At 59.0% G+C, this 19,948-nt stretch carries 17 protein-coding genes; 3 read left to right on the forward strand and 14 right to left on the reverse strand.

Annotated features, from left to right (window positions below; all coding sequences use genetic code 11):
- Window positions 1-9: 9 nt before the first annotated feature.
- Window positions 10-1,632, reverse strand: coding sequence for a carboxyl transferase domain-containing protein (locus tag CHN51_RS05370; RefSeq protein WP_100093103.1), 1,623 nt, complete (start codon window positions 1,630-1,632; stop codon window positions 10-12).
- 121 nt (window positions 1,633-1,753) lie between these two features.
- Between CHN51_RS05370 and CHN51_RS05375 the strand changes: the two genes are divergently transcribed.
- On the forward strand, window positions 1,754-2,482 hold the full coding sequence (locus CHN51_RS05375; RefSeq protein ID WP_123906245.1) for a TetR/AcrR family transcriptional regulator: 729 nt from the start codon (window positions 1,754-1,756) through the stop codon (window positions 2,480-2,482).
- Window positions 2,483-2,536: 54 nt separating this feature from the next.
- Here CHN51_RS05375 and CHN51_RS05380 read toward each other — a convergent pair whose 3' ends face one another.
- The 3 genes from CHN51_RS05380 to CHN51_RS05390 form a co-directional block, all read right to left on the reverse strand.
- A complete protein-coding gene (locus CHN51_RS05380; RefSeq protein ID WP_100093104.1) occupies window positions 2,537-4,726 on the reverse strand; it encodes a 3-hydroxyacyl-CoA dehydrogenase NAD-binding domain-containing protein in 2,190 nt (729 codons plus the stop codon).
- 113 nt (window positions 4,727-4,839) lie between these two features.
- The gene (locus CHN51_RS05385) at window positions 4,840-6,054 is read right to left on the reverse strand and encodes an acetyl-CoA C-acetyltransferase (RefSeq protein WP_100093105.1); all 1,215 of its coding nucleotides are present in this window, start codon (window positions 6,052-6,054) and stop codon (window positions 4,840-4,842) included.
- Between the two features lie 139 nt (window positions 6,055-6,193).
- A complete protein-coding gene (locus CHN51_RS05390) occupies window positions 6,194-7,354 on the reverse strand; it encodes an acyl-CoA dehydrogenase family protein (protein ID WP_100093106.1) in 1,161 nt (386 codons plus the stop codon).
- A 153-nt stretch (window positions 7,355-7,507) separates the two neighbouring features.
- Here CHN51_RS05390 and CHN51_RS05395 point away from each other — a divergent pair, with 153 nt between their 5' ends.
- Window positions 7,508-8,074, forward strand: coding sequence for an NAD(P)H-dependent oxidoreductase (locus CHN51_RS05395; protein WP_100093107.1), 567 nt, complete (start codon window positions 7,508-7,510; stop codon window positions 8,072-8,074).
- Between the two features lie 232 nt (window positions 8,075-8,306).
- Here CHN51_RS05395 and CHN51_RS05400 read toward each other — a convergent pair whose 3' ends face one another.
- The 5 genes from CHN51_RS05400 to CHN51_RS05420 form a co-directional block, all read right to left on the reverse strand.
- Window positions 8,307-10,823 carry a TonB-dependent receptor gene (locus CHN51_RS05400; RefSeq protein ID WP_100093108.1) on the reverse strand — a complete coding sequence of 839 codons (2,517 nt, stop codon included), beginning with the start codon at window positions 10,821-10,823 and terminating at the stop codon, window positions 8,307-8,309.
- A 236-nt stretch (window positions 10,824-11,059) separates the two neighbouring features.
- Window positions 11,060-11,680, reverse strand: coding sequence for a uridine kinase (gene udk / locus CHN51_RS05405; protein ID WP_100093109.1), 621 nt, complete (start codon window positions 11,678-11,680; stop codon window positions 11,060-11,062).
- A complete protein-coding gene (locus CHN51_RS05410; protein ID WP_100093110.1) occupies window positions 11,677-12,621 on the reverse strand; it encodes a 2-oxoglutarate and iron-dependent oxygenase domain-containing protein in 945 nt (314 codons plus the stop codon). The genes udk and CHN51_RS05410 overlap by 4 nt, the downstream gene beginning before the upstream one ends.
- A gap of 44 nt (window positions 12,622-12,665) precedes the next feature.
- Window positions 12,666-13,898: a NupC/NupG family nucleoside CNT transporter gene (locus CHN51_RS05415; RefSeq protein WP_100095441.1), complete on the reverse strand. Its 1,233-nt coding sequence runs from the start codon at window positions 13,896-13,898 to the stop codon at window positions 12,666-12,668.
- A gap of 40 nt (window positions 13,899-13,938) precedes the next feature.
- A complete protein-coding gene (locus tag CHN51_RS05420; protein ID WP_100093111.1) occupies window positions 13,939-14,553 on the reverse strand; it encodes a TIGR00730 family Rossman fold protein in 615 nt (204 codons plus the stop codon).
- Between the two features lie 81 nt (window positions 14,554-14,634).
- Here CHN51_RS05420 and CHN51_RS05425 point away from each other — a divergent pair, with 81 nt between their 5' ends.
- Entirely contained in the window at window positions 14,635-15,276 is a 642-nt protein-coding gene (locus CHN51_RS05425; RefSeq protein WP_100093112.1) for a queuosine precursor transporter, read from the forward strand.
- A gap of 18 nt (window positions 15,277-15,294) precedes the next feature.
- On the opposite strand, the gene CHN51_RS05430 is transcribed toward CHN51_RS05425, so the two are convergent.
- The 5 genes from CHN51_RS05430 to CHN51_RS05450 form a co-directional block, all read right to left on the reverse strand.
- The gene (locus CHN51_RS05430; RefSeq protein WP_123906246.1) at window positions 15,295-15,897 is read right to left on the reverse strand and encodes an NTP transferase domain-containing protein; all 603 of its coding nucleotides are present in this window, start codon (window positions 15,895-15,897) and stop codon (window positions 15,295-15,297) included.
- Entirely contained in the window at window positions 15,894-16,355 is a 462-nt protein-coding gene (locus CHN51_RS05435; RefSeq protein WP_100093114.1) for a c-type cytochrome, read from the reverse strand. Before CHN51_RS05435 ends, CHN51_RS05430 begins: the two co-directional genes overlap by 4 nt.
- A gap of 13 nt (window positions 16,356-16,368) precedes the next feature.
- Window positions 16,369-18,576, reverse strand: coding sequence for a molybdopterin cofactor-binding domain-containing protein (locus CHN51_RS05440; protein WP_100093115.1), 2,208 nt, complete (start codon window positions 18,574-18,576; stop codon window positions 16,369-16,371).
- Window positions 18,577-18,579: 3 nt separating this feature from the next.
- Window positions 18,580-19,059: a (2Fe-2S)-binding protein gene (locus CHN51_RS05445; RefSeq protein ID WP_100093116.1), complete on the reverse strand. Its 480-nt coding sequence runs from the start codon at window positions 19,057-19,059 to the stop codon at window positions 18,580-18,582.
- Between the two features lie 101 nt (window positions 19,060-19,160).
- Window positions 19,161-19,919: a hypothetical protein gene (locus tag CHN51_RS05450; RefSeq protein WP_100093117.1), complete on the reverse strand. Its 759-nt coding sequence runs from the start codon at window positions 19,917-19,919 to the stop codon at window positions 19,161-19,163.
- Between the last annotated feature and the right edge of the window lie 29 nt (window positions 19,920-19,948).

Here is a 19,948-nt window from a genome sequence, read left to right on the forward strand (position 1 = left end):
CCACGACGTTCATATCCGCGCCACCCCGAAGGCATTGGGATGCAGCTTCCGGTTCTGCGCCTCGAAGATCGTCTCCAGCGCAAAGCCCAGCACCTTGCGCGTATCCCGCGGATCGATCACGCCATTGTCGAGCACCCGGCCGGAGGTGAAGAAGGCGCTTTCCTGCGCTTCGAAAATATCCTTGATCCGCTGTTCCTGTTTGGCAATGGCTTCCTCGTCAGGCTCGACGCCTTTGCGCTTGGCCTGCACCCGGGCGACATGACTCATCGTGTTGGCCGCTGATGCGCCGGCCATCACACCAGTTTTGGCATTGGGCCAGCTGAACAGGAAATCGGGTTCAAAGGCGGTGCCGCTCATACCGTAATTGCCCGCGCCAAAGCTCGCGCCGATATAGAGCGCCAGTTTCGGGACCCGGACATTGGATACGGCCTGGATCATCTTGCTGCCCAGCTTGATCATGCCTTTATGCTCGGACTCTGTCCCGACAATATAGCCGGTGGTATTGTTGAGGAAGATGATCGGCAGTTCGGACTGGTCGCACAGCTGGAAGAAATGCGTGGCCTTCGCCGCCGCTTCGGGATCGAACGGGCCGTTGTTGCCAATCAGGCCGACCGCATGGCCCATGATGCTCGCCTGCATGCAGACGGTGCCGGGGCCATAGCGTGGTTTGAATTCCTCAAAGTCCGACCCGTCGACGATCCGCGCGGCTACCTCGCGGACATCATAGGGTATGGTATAATCGGTCGGCACGATACCGGCGATCTCGTCGATATCGTAGACCGGCTCTTCATAATCATTGCGGCGGATCGGGCTGGTATTCTTGTTCCAGTCGATCCTGCCCATCGTCTCGCGCGCAATCGCGATGCCGTGGGCATCATCATCGGCGAGATATTCGACACTGCCCGTCGTCGAAGCATGCATTTCGGTGCCACCCAGTTCGCGGTCATCAGCCACCTCTCCGGTCGCCGCGTGCACCAGCGCCGCACCGCCCAGCGCCGCCATGCCATTGTCGCGAACACCAATCACATAGTCGGACATGCCCGGCATATAGGCGCCGCCTGCGGTCGAAGGACCGTGCAGGACGACCATCGTCGGGATACCCGCTGCGCTTAGCCAGGCGAGATTGCGGAACAGCATCCCGCCGTGCGCCCAGAGCTCGACCTTATATTCCATCAGGTTTGCGCCCGCGCTTTCGACCAGATGGATGAACGGCAGTTTGAGGTCCTGCGCTATTTTCTGCGCGCCCTTACTGGCATCCCAGCCTCCGGTTGTCGCCGCGCCAGCGCGGATGCCGCTGTCATCGACCCAGATCATGCAGCGCACGCCTTTGACGAAACCGATCCCCAATATCACGCTGCCGCCGGGGATGCTGGTATCGGGATTGCTGTCCTCGACCAGATAATTGGCCATATTGTAAAGCTGCAGCCACGGCATGCCGGGGTCAAGCAGGCGTTTCAGCCTTTCGTGCGGAGTCAGCTGGCCGCGTTTTTCAAAGGTCGGCCGGCGTTTTTCCGATGCTTCCACCGCGCGTTTTTCCAGCGACCGCAAATGATCGATCAGCGCCAGCATATCCTTGCGATTCTGGGCAAAGCTTTCCGAGCCGGTGACGATCTTGGATTTGAACTGGGGCATTGGTGCAGCGCCTCTTTCCGATTTTACCGAGCGGACCATTCGCTATTTGACACGGCGAGTCCGCAAAGGCTATTTGAATAGCACTCGGTATTTCCGAGTCAAGCTCAATAGAGGACAGAATTTGGCAACCAAGGCGGTCAATCCGGAAACCCGGCGGAGCAAGCTGGAGCGCAGGGAACGGGCGATTCTCGATGCCGCCCGCGCCGTTTTTGTCGAGCATGGTTTCGACGGTGCGCGGGTATCCGAAATAGCGCGCCGGGCGCAGATCGGTGAAGGCACGATCTACAGCTATTATGAATCGAAGGCCGAGCTGATGCTCGCGGTGTTGCAGCAATTCTGGGACGGGCTGACCCGGGAAGCCGAAGCGGTCATGGCGTCAGTCGCCGCAGACGGCTTTTTCGACCGTTTGCGGGCGCTGGCGCAATATCATCTGAATATCCTGATCGTGAACGCCGACTTCATCAATCTCAGCTTTGCGCTCCGGCGCAACAACAGCGAGGTCAGCGTCTCGCGCGATCATTTGCGGCAATATGTAGCGGTCTTCGACCGGCTGTTCCTGCGCGGGCAGGATCGCGGGGAATTGCGACAGGATGCCGTACTTTGGCAGGCGCGCGATATATTCTACGGCAGTCTGGAATATAGCAGCCGGTCCATCGAAATGACCCTGGACGCAGATCACAAGGCCCGCGAGCAGGCGCCGGTTGTGGAGCAAATGGTGGCGCTGTTCCGGTCGCATTACGGCACGGTTGATGGCAGCGGCGGCGCGGAGAATGCGACAATCGACAAGCTGTCGCAAAAGCTCGACCGGCTTTCCGACAAGATCGATACGCTTTCAAAACGCCTTTCGTAGCAGGCAAAAAAAGAGCCCCCGAAGGAGCTCTTTCTTATATCATTCTGGTCAGACTTAAGCTGCCTGGTAGAAGCTCTCGCCCTTGTCCGCTTTCTCGCGGAAGCTCATCGGCGGTTTGAACCGTTCGCCATATTTCTGCGCGAGATTGTCAGCGATGCGGACAAAATTGTCGACGCCCATCGTGTCGATATGGCTCATCGGACCGCCGGTCCAGGGCGCAAAGCCCCAGCCGAAGATCGCGCCGAGATCGGCGGACTGCGGGTCGGAGACGACGCCCTCGTCGAAACATTGCGCGGTGGCGATCAATTGGATGAACATCAGCCGCTGCTTGACCTCTTCGACATCCGGCTGTTCTTCAGCCAGCGGGAAATGGTCGGCAAGGCCGGGCCACAATTTCTTCGAACCGTCTTCGGCATATTCGTAGAAACCACCGCCAAAGCGCCGTCCGCGCCTGTCGATCTTGTTGACCATGATTTCCATCAGATCCTCGGTACCGCTTGGAACATAGGCGTCGCCCATTTCTTCCTTGGTCGAGGTCATGATGTCATAGCCCAGCTGCAGTGTCGTTTCATCGACCACGGCGAGCGGACCGATCGGCATGCCCATGGCGATGGCGGCATTTTCGATCAGCGCCGGCTTCACGCCTTCGGCGACCATCAGCATCGCTTCATTGGCATAAGGCGGGAAGACGCGGTTGGTGTAGAAGCCGCGGACGTCCTTGACGACGATCGGAACCTTGCGGATCTTCGCATTATAATCGAGGGCAACGGCCAGAGCCTTGTCGCCGGTTTCGGCACCAGGGATGATTTCCAGCAACGGCATTTTCTCGACCGGCGAGAAGAAGTGCATGCCGATAAACTGGTCAGGACGTTCGCTGTTCTTGGCAAGGCCGGTGATCGGAAGGGTCGAGGTGTTGGATGCAAAGACCACATCCTTGCCGATGACCGCTTCGGTTTTCTTGATCACATCGGCTTTGACATCGGGCCGTTCGAACACAGCCTCGATGATCAGGTCGACATCTTTCAGATCATCATAATTGTCGGTCGGGGTGATCCGCGCCATGAAGGCATCGGCTTTTTCCTGGGTCATCTTGCCGCGCTTGACGCCCTTGTCGACGATCTTCTGGCTGTAATCGATGGCCTTTTGCGCTTCCTCCATATTGCGGTCGAGGACGATGACATTCATGCCGCCCTTGGCCGTGACATGGGTGATGCCGGAACCCATCAGGCCGGCACCGAGAACGCCGACCGTCTTGATATCGGAGGGCGGAACGCCTTTCGGACGGGCCGCGCCTTTTTCCGCTGCCTGCTTGTTGATGAACAGGGTGCGGATCATATTCTTGGCTTGCGGGCCGGCGAGCAGCTTGGTGAAATATTTGCTCTCGACGCGCAAGGCGGTGTCGATCGGCAACATCGAGCCTTCGTAGAGGCAGGACAGGATCGCCTTGACCGCTTCGAAATTGCCCTTGCTCTGCTTCAGCGCGATGGCCGAGGATCCGAGATAGAGCGGCACGGCGCGGGGATCCATCGATCCGGCACCACCGGGGAATTTATAGCCCTTCTTGTCCCATGGCGCGGACGCTTTGGGATTGGCCTTGACCCATGCTTTGGCCTTGGCAACGACTTCGTCCGCCGGGACAACTTCATCCACGATCTTCTGCGCGAGTGCAGCCTGTGGGTTCATCGGCTGGCCGGTCATGATCGCCATGCCGGCGGCCTGAAGGCCTGCGAGACGTGGCAGGCGCTGGGTGCCGCCGCCGCCTGGTAGCAGGCCAACCTGCACTTCGGGCAGGCCGAGCTGGATTTTCGGATGGTCGGCGCACACACGATAATGGCAGGCGAGTGCCAGCTCCAGACCACCACCGAGGGCAAGGCCGTTCAGCGCGCAGGCCACTGGCTTGGCATGGGCCGTACCCTTGAGCAGTTCCTTCGCCGTATGACCGCCGGTTTCCATGCGGCGCAACATGCCGTTCAGTTCCCATGCGCTTTCAAACGCTTCGGCCATGCTGTCGGCTTTCGATGCGCCGAGCATGTTGAGATCGGCACCGGCGAGGAAACCGGATTTTTTGCCCGATGTAATCACCGCGCCCTTGATCGCGTCGTTGCTGATCAGCTCTTCGGTGAATCCCTTGAAATCGGCGATCAGCGCCTGGTTCCAGACATTCATCGACTGGCCGGGCAGGTCGATGGTGACGAGGGCGATGCCGTCGCTGTCGATATCGACGGTAAATGTTTCGTAGCTCATGTTTTTTCCTTTCCTGTTCTCCTGCGAAGGCAGGAGTCCATCTCCGGATTGTTGTGCCTGGCACGAACGGGAGATGGGCCCCTGCCTGCGCAGGGGCACTGCAATCTGTGTTCCTAGTTCACGCGCTCGATAATCGTGGCAATACCCATGCCGCCGCCGATGCACAGCGTCGAAAGGGCGGTGGACTTGCCGGAGCGTTCGAGCTCGTCAAGCGCGGTGCCGAGGATCATCGCGCCGGTCGCGCCGAGCGGATGGCCCATGGCGATCGCGCCGCCGTTGACGTTGATGTCGCTATGGTCGACCTTCATCGCGTCCATGAAGCGCAGGACGACGGCAGCAAAGGCTTCGTTCAGTTCCCACAGATCGATGTCCTTCGCGGTCATGCCGGCGCGATCGAGCGCCTTTTTCGCGGCAAATTCCGGACCGGTGAGCATGATTGTTGGCTCCGAACCGATGGACGCCATCGAAATGATGCGGGCGCGTGGCTTGAGACCGTATTTCTCGCCGGCCATTGCGTTTCCGATCAATACGGCGGCCGAACCGTCGACGATACCGGAGCTGTTGCCCGCGTGATGGACATGGTTGATCTTCTCGATCTCGGCATGTTTGAGGATGGCGACATCGTCAAAGCCGGGCATTTGTTCGCCCATCATCTGGAATGCGGGGCCGAGGGCACCGAGCGACTGCATATCGGTTTCGGGGCGCATCAGTTCGTCATGGTCGAGCACGACTTCACCAATGACATCGCGGATCGGCAGGATCGATTTGGCGAAGCGTTTCTCGTCCCACGCCTTGGCAGCGCGTTTCTGGCTTTCGACGGCATAGGCGTCGACATCATCGCGGCTATAGCCATATTTGGTGGCGATCAGATCGGCGGAAATGCCCTGTGGCACGAAATATTCCTGAAAGACGAGGGTCGGGTCGGCCATGCCGCCGAGACCGTCGCTGCCCATCGGGATGCGGGACATGGATTCGATGCCGCCGCCGACGGCCAGATCGGTTTCGCCGGAGCAGACCTTGCCCGCCGCGATATTCACCGCTTCCAGACCGGACCCGCAGAAGCGGTTGACCTGGATCGCCGAGGTGGTGTCGGCATAGCCGGCTTTCAGCGCTGCCATGCGGCTGATGACCGCGCCCTGCTCGCCCACGGGAGAGACGCAGCCAAAGGCGATGTCCTCGACTTCGTGGCCCTCGAGTTCGTTGCGGTCGTTGATCGATGCCAGCACCTGGGCGGACAGATCAAGAGCGGTGATTTCATGCAGGGCGCCGTCATTGCGGCCCTTGCCGCGCGGGGATCGCACTGCGTCATAGATAAAGGCTTCGGTCATTGGGGTTCCTCTTGCTGGAAGAATTGGAAGGATATGGCGCAATGCTAATGGTGCGCTGCAGCACAGTCAAGCAGTTTACGTAAACGTCAAGCTAGCCAGGTGGCGACTCGCCCCCTGACCGGCGCTATTCCGCTATAAACTATTCGAGGATCGATTGATATTTCTGGCTGAAAACGTCGCGGCCGATGATGTAGCGCATGATCTCGCTCGACCCGGCGTAGATGCGGCTCATCCGGGCGTCGGTGAAGATCCGGCTGATTTCATATTCTTTCATATAGCCGGCGCCGCCGTGCAGCTGCAGCCCGAGATCGGCCATTTCCCACTCGATCTCGCTGCCGAGCATCTTGCCCTTGGCGGCCATATTGGCGGTCAGCCCGCCCTGGTTGTGGATGTCGATACAATGGTCGACATAGACCTGGAACATGTCGATTTTTGCGTCCATTTCGGCCATTTTGAACTGGGTATTCTGCATATCCGACAATTTTTTGCCGAAAACATCCCGTTCCATGACAAATTCGCGCGTCACGTCAAATGCCCGCCGCGCCGATGCAGCATAGCCGACCATCCCGATCAGCCGTTCCTCGGCCAGCCCTTCCATCAGATGGATGAAGCCCTTGCCCGGCGTGCCCAGCGTATTTTCCTTGGGGATTTTGACATTGTTGAAAAACAGCTCGGCCGTGTCCTGCGCGTGCAGTCCGATCTTCTCCAGATTCTGGCCGCGCTCGAAGCCTTCCATGCCGCGCTCGACGATCAGCAGCACCATCGCATGCTTGTCATCGACACCGTCGATCTTGGCCGCGACGACGACCACGTCCGCGTTGATGCCGTTGGAGATATAGGTTTTCGATCCGTTGAGCAGCCAATGATCGCCCATGTCCTTTGCCATGGACTTCATGCCCGAAAGATCACTACCGGCACCCGGTTCGGTCATTGCAACGGCGAGGATCGTCTCGCCGCTGACGCATTTCGGCAGGAAGCGCTCGCGCTGTTCTTCATTGCCGATATTCTGCAAATAGGGTCCGACCAGCCGGCTGTGCAGCGTATTATACCATTCGGCGCAGCCCGCGCGAACGGTTTCCTCGATGATGATCTGCTCGTAGCGGAAGTCATTGTCGCCCATGCCGCCATATTTCTCGTCCGGCCAGATCATCAGAAAGCCCTGGTCGCCCGCCTTCTTGAATATCTCGCGGTCAACGATCCCGGCTTCGCGGAATTCGTCCATCCGGGGGGCGACTTCGTCGGCGAGGAAGCGGCGATAGGCATCGCGGAACATATGCTGTTCTTCGGTAAATTGGCGCATGGGATAATCCTTTGGTCGGTGGAGAGGCGAGCGCGCTCGAGGCCCGCTCGTTGCAACCGGTCTTAATGTCGCAAATTTAATCGGTCAATTAAGAAACAATTCTGTTGCAAAAGTCCGTTGCAATTGCCCTCCAACCCTCGTTATGGCGTCCTTGTGAAACAGACAAAGAAACCGTTCATTCTCGGCATTGGTGGTACCACCAGTCCGTCCTCCTCGACCGAAGTCGCGCTGGCAATTTCCCTGCAGGCAGCCGAGGCGGCCGGAGCAGAAACCGAATTGTTCGGTTCGGACCGTCTGATGGCGTTGCCGCATTATCGGTCGGATCCGGCCGGTCTGAACCAGACCGGCAAGGATCTTGTCGAGCTGGTACGCCGCGCCGACGGTTTTCTGATTTCGAGTCCGGGCTATCATGGCACCATCTCGGGTCTGGTTAAAAACGCGATAGACTATATCGAGGAAACATCGACCGATGATCGGGTCTATCTGGATGGCTTGCCCATCGGACTGATCGTGACGGCTTACGGCTGGCAGGCGGTGGGCAGCACCCTCGCCGCGTTGCGTTCGATCGTCCACGCCCTGCGTGGCTGGCCGACTCCGCTGGGTGTCGGGATCAATGCCTCGGGTGGGATATTCAGCCAAGGGATTTGCACCGACGAATCTGTGAATGACCAACTGAAAATGGTTGCCCAGCAAGTGATGCTGAGGGCTGAAGCGCGCTAGAGCAACCTTGGCGGCCCAGTGCCCGGAAGCACCGGGCGTCCTGTCAAATCCGGTCTGAATTTTGCCGAGCCTCCGGCCCTAAATGGCTGCGCGGTAGAGGCTGTAGCATTTTCCCGGTTGGCGGCGGAGCACGCCGCAATGAAAAACGGCGGCGCTTTGCAGCACCGCCGTTTTCCTTTGTCCTGTGGACCGGTGCAATGATCAATCACACCGGGCCGGAGAGCTTTCCGGCTTAGTAGCCGAAGATCAGCGAGATGCTAGCGGCGCGTGGAGCACCGATCTGCACGAACGGCGAGTTGCCGTCGAGGTCGCCGCCAAAGCCGCCGACATAGAGTTCGTCGAACAGATTGGTCACGTTCAGCTGAAGCGCAACATCGTCACCGAACGGGTTCTGCGTGATCGTCCAGCGCAGGTCGAGGTCGACCAGCGTGTAGCCACCGACAGAGCGTTCGTTGGTGTCATTCACCCAGCGTTTGCCGGTGTGCTTGACCTGGGCACCCAGTTCAAAGTCACCAAACCGCTGCTGCACACGGGCGCCAACGGTCCACAGCGGAGCGCCACTCTCGTTCTTGCCTGCGGTCAGGGCGAAGATCGGATCGCCAACAGCGGTACATTGCGCAACGCCATCGGTCAGATCGTCTGCGGTGCAATTGCCGGTCTGGACATTATCCTTGATTTCCGACTCGTTGATCGAACCGAAGAGATAAACCATTGTGTCACGTGTGGGTGTCCATGCGATCGAACCATCCAGACCATATTTGTCGACGCGACCCAGATTCCGGAAGATTGTTTCTTCCAGAAGCGGGTTATAGGCCGAGGCCAGACGGTTGTTGTAGCGCGTGAACCAGCCAGCGAACTGGGCCTGTATGTTACCGGTCTGGTAACGCAGTCCGAGATCGAGGCTGTCGGTGGTTTCCGGAACCGGCTGTACGCCCGGCGCATCTTCAGGGAAGTAAAGCGAGTCATACAGTGGATCGGTTGCCGGTACCGAGAGGCCCTTGGCATAGTTTGCAAATACCGATGCGCTTCCGAAAGCATAAGTCAGGCCGACATTCGGCAGAATGTCGTCATATTTATATGTACGCGACGTAGGCAGGGCCGAACCGCTGGCATCGTTGGTTACCGGATCGTACACATATGGGTTTGCTGCTTCATAGGCGGCACTGGTTCCACCTATGCAATCGAGGAAACCGCTGGCTGAGGTCGTGTAGCAATTCTGGTTCAGCTCGCGCGTGAAAAATGGTGCACGCAGGCCGAGGACCGCAGTGAGGTCACCGAAATTACCGCGATATTCACCGGAAATCTGATGCAGGGTTGCATAAGACTGACGGTCACGCTTGTTGAGTTCGAAGCCGTCAACCGTCACCAGGCCATCGTTGACCGGGAAAACATCGGCGATCTCACCGTTGAGCAGAGCGACCGAAGTCTGGCCCGTCTGACGGTGGTTGGCATCGTCATAAGTATAAGCGAGACGGAAACGGTGGTCCGGGTTGAGCTCATAGGAGAGGTTCGAAATCACGCCAAAACGCCGGGTGCGGGTCTGGCTTGGATCGTGGCCGGTTACTTCGTCAAGCGTATCGCCGTCACCATTGAGATCGCGACCGAAATAATAACGTCCGCGGATGAAGCCGGTCATTTCGACGCCGCCTACGTTGCGGGTCTGCTCGAGCAGCTCTTCGTCACCGCCGCCATTGGCTTTCACATATTGGAAGCTTGGGTCGACCGAGAGCACCAGACCATCGGTCAATGTGAAGCGCGATGCGCCACGGATATTGCCGGTGTTCGAAGGGTTGTAACGACGGTCAAATTCCGCGCCGCAATTGTTGTCAACCTGGGCGGTGCCGGCTTGTGGCAAGTCGACCGTGCAAGGATAGTTGATATCGTAGAAGCGGTCTGCCTTCGTTGTGGGGAAGCTGTCCAGCGAGAAGGAACCGAAGAAGTTGTTGCGGTTTTCGTTATAGTGACCGGCCACGGCGATGAAGTCGCCGTCGCTGCCGATATCCTGCCAGATACGGCTATTATATTGCTGCTTCTCGACAATGCCGTAATTGTTGAACGGATTGTTGTAGCGCGTGTAGCTTGCCGAAACGAATGCCTTGGTACCGAAACCGGTAAGGTCGCCGGTATCGATCATGCCAAAGCCACGAACATAGAGACGGTCGCGGTTGCCATTGTCACCTTTTGCAAAGGTGCTGCCGGTTGAAAGCGTGCCGGTGAGCTTGAATTCGTCGCTCGGCTCGCGGGTACGAAGGTTGATCGTGCCACCGACTGCGGAAGCGGTCGGGCTGTCGACGTCGGTTACGCCCAGGTTTACGTTAACCTGCTCGATGATTTCCGAATCGACCTGCTGGTTGGTATATAGCGCGTAGTTGCCCGAATCGTTGAGTGGCAAACCGTCCAGCGTCTGCGAAATACGGTCGTCGCTGAAACCGCGAATCGTGAACGAGCCGCCGGAAGAACCCCAGGGATCGTTATTCTGGAAGCTGACGCCTGGAACGAGGTTTACGATGTCATTGACCGTCTGGCCCGGGCGCTGGCGCCGGATGATTTCTTCCTCGAGAACCTGTTTCGCCTTTGGCGTGTTGGGAATTTCTACACCGCCAACATCGCTTGATCTGCCGCCGGTGACGACGATGACGTCATTTTCGAAATCCAGCGTACCGGTGGACTGTGCCGCCGCCGGTGTGGCAAAAATGCCTGCTGTGGAAAGGCTGACAACGCTGACAGCCAGAAGATATTTGATTTTCATGATATGATTTCCCCGTTCATGAACCGCATTAAAAAAATGGTCTTATGGTGATTGCTGGCAAAATTAATACGCTGCCAGACCAAAGCACGAGCAGCCCTAGGGGCCATTAATGACAGTTTTATCTCAATTGAAACGAGAAATGCCGCAATGCAGCATTTTACTTTTGCAACGCAGCAATCTTGCCCGGCTGAATTGGCGGCAGCCCGGCCCTATCCAGCGTGAGTGGTTCGATTAGCTTACTGATTTTGCACTGATATTTTTGACAGGATCAGGCGAAGCGGCTGTTCATAGTGGGATTGGCACTGTTGCGAATTTATCACGATATCTGCATGTGACTTTGACGGTTCGACATGCAGATCGTGCATCGGCCCCACCTGATTGGCAAATTGTTCGCGCACCGATTGGGCGCTGCGTCCTCTTTCGCGTACGTCGCGTTCGAGCCTGCGGGCAAAGCGGGTGTCGGAATCACATTCGACGAAAATGCTGAGGTCCAGCAGTTCGCGCAGCGGCCGGTGCTGCAGAATCAATATGCCGTCGACCAGAATGACCGGGCGTGATTCGGTTCGCCGGGTTTCCGCCTTCGGCATATGGGTCGGGAAATCATAGAGCGGCCGATCGATTGCCTGGCCGTTCTTGAGCTGCGCAAGCTGTTCGCACAGATTTTCAAAATCCACTGCGTTGGGGTGATCGAAATTGGGGCCACCCTTGCCTTGCGGCGCATCGCCGAGGCCGAAGAAATAGTCGTCCTGCGGCAGGATCACGCACTGATCGGGACCGAGCGCTTCGAACAGCAGCTGCGTCAGGGTCGATTTCCCGGAACAGCTGCCGCCGCTGATGCCAACGACTGTTGCGGTCATGCCAGGCCGATTTCGCGCAGGCGCTGCATCAGATAGTCGTGCGCGGTAATCGGTTCCGGATAGAGGTCCGGATGGGTGTCATCGACGCAGCTCGGCAATGTCTCAATCGAATAATCCGGGCGGAAGTGAAGGAAGAAGGGCATCGAGTAGCGCGAAAAGCCACGCCGCTCCGGTGCCGGGTTGACCACCCGGTGCGTGGTCGAGGGCAGGCGGTTGTTGGTCAGCCGCTGCAGCATGTCGCCGATATTCACCGCCAGCTCGCCGGGCTTCGGGGTCACCGACCGCCACTGGCCGTTGCGGTCGAGCAGTTCCAAGCCAGCTTCTTCGGCGCCGATCAGCAGGGTGATCGTGTTGATATCCTCATGCGCTCCCGCGCGGACGGCTGGCGAATCTTCGGGGACCGGCGGATAGTGGATCAGCCGCATCACCGAATTGCCGTCGCGCACCGTGTCGACGAAGAAATCCGGCGCCAGTCCGAGGAAGCGGGCAATCGCCTCCAGAATACGCGCGCCGGCCTTGTCGAAGGCGGCGAACATCTCGAGATAGGTTTCGCGAAATCCGTCGAGTTCCTTGGGCCAGATATTGGGTGGCATGAAAGATTCGAACGCGTGGCCGGCCGGCAGATCGCGACCGATATGCCAGAATTCCTTGAGATCGCTGATATTGCTGTCCTTGGCGCTTTCGGTACCGAACGGCGTATAGCCGCGGGCGCCGCCGCCGCCGGGGATATGGTAGGATCGCTTCACCGCTTCGGGCAGAGCGAAAAAGGCGCGCGACATGGCTTCGGCGCGTTCGATCAGGTCGTCGGATATGCCATGGTCGGCGACCACCGCGAAGCCCCAGTCTGAAAAGCTGCGGCCGATCTGTTCGGCAAATGCGTCGCTGTCTTCGTCCGCCATGGCGAGCGAAACGGCGGCCAATGTATCCGGGTTCTGGGTCATGCTCTTAAAATGCGCTCTCGTGTTTCTTTGTCAATCGGGATGAATCAGGCCAGCGACAGCAAGATACCGGCCAGCGCCGCGCTCATCAGATTGGCGAGCGATCCCGCGGCCAGCGCGCGCAGGCCGAGCCGGGCGATGACCGGACGCTGGTTGGGAGCCAGGCCGCCGGTGACGGCAAGCTGGATGGCGATGCTGCTGAAATTGGCAAAGCCGCACAGCGCGAAAATCACGATCGCATTGGTCAGCGGCGAGATGCCCGCCTGCATCTTGCCCAGTTCGATGAAGGCGACAAATTCGTTGAGCACGACCTTGGTGCCGAACAGGCCGCCGGCGTTCAGCGCTTCTTCCCAGGGAACGCCGATAAGATACATGATCGGGGCGAATATATAGCCGATCACTTGCTGGAAGCTGAGCTCCGGATAGCCGAACCAGCCGCCGATTCCGCCGAGCAGTCCGTTGGCGAGCGCGACCAAAGCGACAAAGGCCAGCACCATGGCACCGACGGCCACCGCCAGCTTCACGCCGGTCTGCGCGCCCATGCCCGCGGCCATGATGATATTGGCGGGCTTCTCGTCCTCATATTCCACCGCAACGACCAGCTCTTCCGGGGCGGGGTCTTCGGGATTGTCCGGCATGATGATCTTGGCCATCAGGATTCCGCCGGGTGCCGACATGAAGGCGGCGGCGAGCAGATAGTCGATGCGGATGCCCATGGCGGCATAGGCCGCCAGAATGGTGCCAGCGACACCAGCCATGCCGACGCTCATCACGGTGAACAGTTGCGACTGGGTTAGGCTGGCGAGATAGGGGCGGATGACCAAAGGCGATTCGGACTGGCCGACGAAGATATTCGCCGCGGCACAGAGCGATTCGACCTTGGAAATGCCGGTAATTTTCTGGATGCCGCCGCCTACCCATTTGATGATGAACTGCATGATGCCGAGATAATAGAGAATCGAGATCAGCGCCGAGAAGAAGATGATCACCGGCAGCGCGGCGATCGCAAAACTGTTGCCGCCAATCGACGGGTCGGCGAGCGGGCCGAAGATGAAATTGGTGCCCGCCGATGCATAGCCGAGCAGATTGGACACGCCAAAGGCCATGGCCTCGATGACCCGCTTGCCGGCGGGAATATAGAGCACGATCACAGCGATCCCGGCCTGCAGCGCGAAAGCGGCACCCACGACGCGGAAGCGGATATTTTTCCGCCCGGTCGACAGCGCGAGGGCAATCAGCAGGATCAGCGCCATGCCGGCAATGCTTGTCAGGATCGGTATCATCGGATTCTTCCAGTCACTATTTCATGTCGGGTCTGGTTCACCAGGTAAAGCTGCCGGTTTCAGTGTTGCAGGCAGCGGCGAGCCGGTCGAGACAGTCTTCGATATTGTCGGAGATGATCAGATGTTTGCGCCGCTCGGCCGAGACGAAACCCTGCTGCGACATCGTATCGAGAAAATCGATCAGCGAATTCCAGTAGCCGCCAATATTCAGGATGGCGAAGGGCTTGTTATGATAGCCGAGCGCGTTCCAGCTCCAGGCCTCGAACAATTCGTCCATCGTGCCGACACCGCCCGGCAAGGCGACAAAGGCATCGGTGAGATCGGTCATCTTGGCTTTGCGCTCGTGCATATTCTGGACGATGTGCAGCTCCGTGACACCGGTATGCGCGACTTCGAGATCCTTCAGCATTTCGGGAATAACGCCATGGACGCGGCCGCCCTCGGCAAGCACGGTATCGGCAATAATCCCCATCAGGCCGAGCCTGCCGCCGCCATAGACCAGTTCGACATCGCGCTTCGCCATGGCCTGGCCAAGCAGAACCGTCGATTCGGCATAAGCCGGGTCCTGTCCGGCATTGGCACCACAATATACTGCCAGTCTTTGCAAATTATCCCCCGATGACGCGACACGAGGGGCCGCAGTCTGCTGCATTTGATATTCTTTCCCCTATAGAAAAAATCACAGTTGTGACTATTTCTTTTTTTTCGCTGCCGATCGCGCTAGGCGGTTGAGATGACTGAAACATCGAAAACCAACCTCATCCCGCGATCCCTTTTTGTCTTTGCCGTGCTCTATGGCGGCATGACCTGTATCGCCGGAATATTGGGCGCGAAGCAGGTCGCGATTGGCCCGCTGGCGGTGGAAGCGGGTATTTTCCCGTTCCTGTTGCTGGTGGTTCTGTCCAGTTCGGTGGCCGAACTGCATGGCCGGGATGTCGCCAACCGGCTGGTCCGTCTGGGCTTCATTCCGCTGATCACCGCCATCGTCCTGATCCAGATCGTGCTGGCACTGCCGACCGATCCGGGCATGTACGAACCGGCGAAAGAAGCCTTTCCGATCATATTGGAGCAGGGCGCACGGCTGATGTTCGCCGGGATCATCGCTTATGGCGTATCGCAGTTTCTCAACGTCTATATCTTCTCCCGGCTGGCGTCGATGAAAGGCCGGATGCTGGCCTTGCGGGCCGCCATTGCCAGCGCCCTGTCGCAGCTTGTCGATACGGTCATTTTCATCACCATCGCCTTTTACGGCGAGCGTCCGATCGGGCAATTGCTGCTGGGTCAGGGTTCGGCGAAGGTCGTCCTGTCCTTCCTGCTGGTGCCTTTCCTGATCGTCTTTTTCGTGAAACTGGGGCAGAGGCTGGACCGCGACTGACCGCGTTTCAGCAGGTCGCTACCTGATTTGCCGGATAGAGAGATTGGCTTTTGCCAAATCTTCTGCGGTGTCGATATCCGTCAGCAGCCGGTCGCTGCCCGCCACCAGAATCGCATCACGCAGCAGTTTTTGAGCGCCGGTATCGCCTTTCAGTTCCACCAGCTCGGCCAGCGCATCGGACGGGAAGATCGCCGGCGGCATCGGCTGACCGTCGCGGGCGGATGCGACGGTGCGGGTACCGCCTGTCTGGTCGAAGGCCGCGACCAGTTTCCCGATATGGTCGCGCGTCACGAAGGGCATGTCGGCCAGCATGATGCAAAGACTGGTCGCGCCAGCATCAATGGCGCGGGCGGCGGCCAGCCGGACAGATGTCGCCTGACCCTGCGCGGCCTTGTCATTGTCCAGGACTTCGTAACCCATCTCGCGCCAGCTTGCCGCGCAGACATGGTCGCGGGTGCCGATCACCAGCTTGCCGACAAAGCCCATTTCCGCGCCGGTCGCGGCTGCGTGCAGGCCGAGCATCCGGTCGCCGAGCAACGCGCCCAGCTTGTCCTGATCGCCGAACCGGCGGGACTGCCCGGCTGCCAGCAGCGCCAGCATCATGCCGGACTTCTTGTTCAATTGGCGGAAACGCTGTCGATATAGGCGATGACCGCCTGTCTTTTTGCCGCGTCGGCAATCGCACCGGCCACCATCGTCGTGCCCGGAATTTTCGCCGCGGGATCGGCGATGAAGCTGTCCAGTTCTGCGGCGGTCCAGATGATTCCCGAGCCTTTCAGAGCGTCCGAATAGGCGAAACCGGCAACCTCGCCGGCCCCGGCTCCGACAATCCCGAAGAGATTGGGACCGACGCCATTGGGCGCACCTTGCTCGAGTGTATGGCAGGCAGCGCAATTGGCAAAAGCCGCTTTTCCTTGAGCCAGCAATGCATCGGCTGGCGCTTCGGCGGGAGCAGCGGCTGCGGCCGCGCCCGGTTCGCGAACAATGATCTGTTCGACCGGTCCCGGTGCGGGATCGGCGCCACAGGCGGTCAGGACGAGCAGCGAAGACAGAGCGACGGCGCGGATGAATGGCAGCATTTCAGGTCTCCGGTCAGGCAAAATCATGCTTGGCAATGGGCAGTTCGCGGACCCGTTTGCCCGTGGCCGCAAATATCGCGTTGGTAACGGCCGGTGCAATGGGTGGCAGGCCGGGTTCCCCGCCACCGCCCAGACGTTCGTGATCGCCATTGATCAGCGCCACTTCCACCTCCGGCATCTCGTCGATCCGCAGCATCCGATAATCGTGGAAATTGCTCTGCTGGACCGCGCCGTCCTTGATCGTGATATCGCCATAAAGCGCAGCGGTCAGGCCGTAGACGATGCCGCTTTCCATCTGTGCGGTAAAGCCGTCGGGATTGACGACAAAGCCGGGATCGGCGGCCACATAGACTTTCGTCACCTTCGGCTTGGGCCCGCTCATGTCGACTTCGGCAACCTGTGCGACGATCGACCCGAAGGACGGCACAAAGGCGATCCCCCGGCCATGTTTCTCGGGCAGAGCGCCACCCCAACCGGACATTTTCGCGGCGGTGTCGAGCACCTTCAGATGGCGCGGCGATCCCGCGAGAAGGTCCCTGCGAAAGGCATAGCCATCCTTGCCGGCGGCATCGGCCATTTCATCGACAAAGGATTCGATGAAAAAGCCGTGCTGGCTGTGATCGACGGAGCGCCAGGGGCCAAAGCGCAGATGCATCGGCACATCGACCTTGCGGATCTTGTGACTGGCGGTGTTGTAATAAGGCACGGTTGGCGCGTCTGTGGGATCAAAGAGATGGGTGTGGATATTGTCCCAGCTGATCAATTTGCCATCCTTGTCGAGCCCGCCCTTGAAGCGACTGGTCGCCGACGGGCGATAATGATCCTGCGCCGTGTCTTCTTCCCGCGACCAGATCATCTTGACCGGATAGCCGGTTGCCTTGGCGATCCGCGTTGCCATGATGATCGCATCATTGTCGGACCGGCGTCCGAAACCGCCGCCGAGATAGGCGTTGTGATAGGTCACATCCTCGAATGGCAGACCGGCGGCATCGGCGGCCGCCTGGCGCGCATTGACCGGTGCCTGATGGCCCGACCATACATCGCATTTGCCGTCGCGCACCCAGGCGGTGCAGTTCATCGGCTCCATCGTCGCATGGGCGAGGAAGGGCACTTTATATTCGGCTTCCACCTTGGTTGCTGCCTCGGCAAAGCCCTTGGCGACATCGCCCGCTTCGGTCTGCATATCGCCGCCGTCTTCACCGGCCTCGTCGAGATAGCTGGCATAGCGGGCAAAGATCGCGTCCAGATCAAGGTCGTCGCCTTCGGTCTTGCTATATTGGGCATTGATACTGTTGAGCGCTTGCTGCGCCTGCCAATAGCCGTCGGCGACCACGACGACAAAATCGCCCATGTTGAGGATCTGGAGCACGCCCGGCATGGTTTTGGCGGTGCTTGCATCCATCGATTCCACCGTGGCACCGATGACCGGCGGGGCTTTGACCGCTGCATATTTCATGCCCGGGACATCGGCATCAATGCCGAATATCGCGCTGCCATCGACTTTCGCCGGAATATCGTGGCGGGCCATCGGCTGACCCATGATCTTGTAATTGTCCGGTGATTTGAGCTTAGGCTTGGCGGGCAGGCTTTGCTCCGCTGCGGTGCGGGCAAATGCGGCAAAGGGTTCGGACTTGCCGCTCCTGGCATGGATGAGCATGCTGTCTGCCGTGCTGATCTCGCTTTCCGGAACCTGCCATTCGCTCGCCGCTGCCGCCACCAGCATTTCGCGGGCAGCAGCGCCGGCGGTGCGCATCGCGCGCTGGCCGGTGGCGCGTACGGAATAAGAGCCGCCGGTGAACTGCAGACCCATGGCCTGCGCCAGTTCCAATATGCCGCCCGCGACCGTCGGTTCTAGCAGCGCTGGCACCTGCAGATTGGGAAACAGAAAATCGCGACCGATCGAATCGGATACATATTGCATGTCGGCTGGTGCTTCGAGAATCTGCACCTTTTTCCAGTCGGCATCCATCTCGTCCGCCAGCATCTGGGCCAGCGCCGTATGGACGCCCTGCCCCATTTCGACATGCGGGATGACGGCGGTGACGACATTGTCGGTGTCGACCTTGACCCACGCGTTGAGCAGCTGTTCATTCTCGCCATTGGTGAGCAGCGGACCCAGTTCGTCGATCGGATTGCCCTGACGGACGGCAACGCCGACGATCAGAGCACCACCGGCTGCGACGCCGGCGCCGATGAAAGCGCGTCTTGACCATTTGCCCATGATCTACGCCTCCACTTTCGCGGGTTGATCGATATCGGCGGCGGCCTTGATCGCCTTGCGTATCCGGCCATACATGCCGCAGCGGCAGACATTGCCGGCCATGGCTTCGTCGATCTGCGCGTCGGTCGGCCGGGGATTTTTTTCGAGCAGCGCGACAGCCGACATGATCTGGCCGGACTGGCAATAGCCGCATTGCGGAACCTGCGCCTCGATCCAGGCCTGCTGGACCTTGTGCAGGGTGCCGTCCTCGCTGGCGAGGCCTTCGATGGTTGTGATCGTCTTGCCTTCGGCAGCAGAAAGGGGCGTCGAACAGCTGCGCACCGGCACGCCGTCGAGATGCACGGTGCAAGCGCCGCACTGGGCAATGCCGCAACCGAATTTGGTGCCGGGCATGTTCAGATTCTCGCGCACCACCCATAATATAGGCGTCGCCGGGTCGACATCGACCTCGCGGGCCCGACCGTTGACGTTCAGCTTGATCATGGAATTTTCACCCGATTTTAAATAGCAATATGCAACCTATAGGCCGAAACGGCCCATAAGCCAACAGATCTGTGGGCCGGTACCGGCGGAATTAACGGGGTTCAGGCAAATATGTCGGACAATGCGTCGCTATTGCCGCCCTCCTTCACGATGCGAAGATCGACATAGATCGCAGCAATCCCTGTGCCTTGTATCGCGCCAGTCAGCGTGTTGATGACCAGTCCGACCAGCATGATGGCTATGGGACCGGCAAAGACAAACGGTATCATGAGCATGCCCAATATCATCGACAGAATGATGTAAACCACGAACAGGAGCACGATCCAGCGCTTGGATCCCTTGGTCAGTTCCGCACTGCGCTTCAGGGAATCGATGATCCCCTTGTCCTCGGCCATCATCACGGGAGAGGCAACAATCCACATCAGCGCCAGAATAAGGCCCGGGATTATCAGCAATATCATGCCGGCCATTATGCCCAAAGTCATCACTATGCCGAGACCGATCAAGGGCAAAAATTTGCCGATAGCCTGAGCGATGCAATCGGCCAGGCTGACCGGTTGTCCGTTGAGATCCTTGACCGTGGCGATAATGAACGTGGCCTGCAGCAAAATCGATAATATCATGACCAGCAGCCATCCACCTGCGGATGCGGCAATCATGGACGGGGAACTGAACATCGCCATCATCGCATCCGGATCACTGCTCGCGGTTGCCGCGCCGGTGGCCAGTTGAACAAGAGCCTGTGGCAGAGCGACAATCAGGAATGACAGCCCGAGAAAAATCAGCGGATTGCGCATGATAACACCAAAAGTGTTGTTCAGGACCCGTCCAATATCCAGATGCTCTGCTGCGTCGGCCATATCATATTCCCCCCTGGTTTCTCTATCGA

Source organism: Sphingorhabdus sp. YGSMI21 (assembly GCF_002776575.1).
Classification (GTDB): domain Bacteria; phylum Pseudomonadota; class Alphaproteobacteria; order Sphingomonadales; family Sphingomonadaceae; genus Parasphingorhabdus.

Coding starts and splice junctions, on each gene's coding strand:
- udk (WP_100093109.1), bottom strand. CDS start 11,680: ATGACCGCAACAGTCGTTGGCATCAGCGGCGGCAGCTGTTCCGGGAAA.
- CHN51_RS05420 (WP_100093111.1), bottom strand. CDS start 14,553: ATGCAGCAGACTGCGGCCCCTCGTGTCGCGTCATCGGGGGATAATTTG.
- CHN51_RS05385 (WP_100093105.1), bottom strand. CDS start 6,054: ATGACCGAAGCCTTTATCTATGACGCAGTGCGATCCCCGCGCGGCAAG.
- CHN51_RS05450 (WP_100093117.1), bottom strand. CDS start 19,919: ATGGCCGACGCAGCAGAGCATCTGGATATTGGACGGGTCCTGAACAAC.
- CHN51_RS05445 (WP_100093116.1), bottom strand. CDS start 19,059: ATGATCAAGCTGAACGTCAACGGTCGGGCCCGCGAGGTCGATGTCGAC.
- CHN51_RS05380 (WP_100093104.1), bottom strand. CDS start 4,726: ATGAGCTACGAAACATTTACCGTCGATATCGACAGCGACGGCATCGCC.
- CHN51_RS05435 (WP_100093114.1), bottom strand. CDS start 16,355: ATGCTGCCATTCATCCGCGCCGTCGCTCTGTCTTCGCTGCTCGTCCTG.
- CHN51_RS05370 (WP_100093103.1), bottom strand. CDS start 1,632: ATGCCCCAGTTCAAATCCAAGATCGTCACCGGCTCGGAAAGCTTTGCC.
- CHN51_RS05400 (WP_100093108.1), bottom strand. CDS start 10,823: ATGAAAATCAAATATCTTCTGGCTGTCAGCGTTGTCAGCCTTTCCACA.
- CHN51_RS05440 (WP_100093115.1), bottom strand. CDS start 18,576: ATGGGCAAATGGTCAAGACGCGCTTTCATCGGCGCCGGCGTCGCAGCC.
- CHN51_RS05425 (WP_100093112.1), top strand. CDS start 14,635: ATGACTGAAACATCGAAAACCAACCTCATCCCGCGATCCCTTTTTGTC.
- CHN51_RS05410 (WP_100093110.1), bottom strand. CDS start 12,621: ATGACCCAGAACCCGGATACATTGGCCGCCGTTTCGCTCGCCATGGCG.
- CHN51_RS05390 (WP_100093106.1), bottom strand. CDS start 7,354: ATGCGCCAATTTACCGAAGAACAGCATATGTTCCGCGATGCCTATCGC.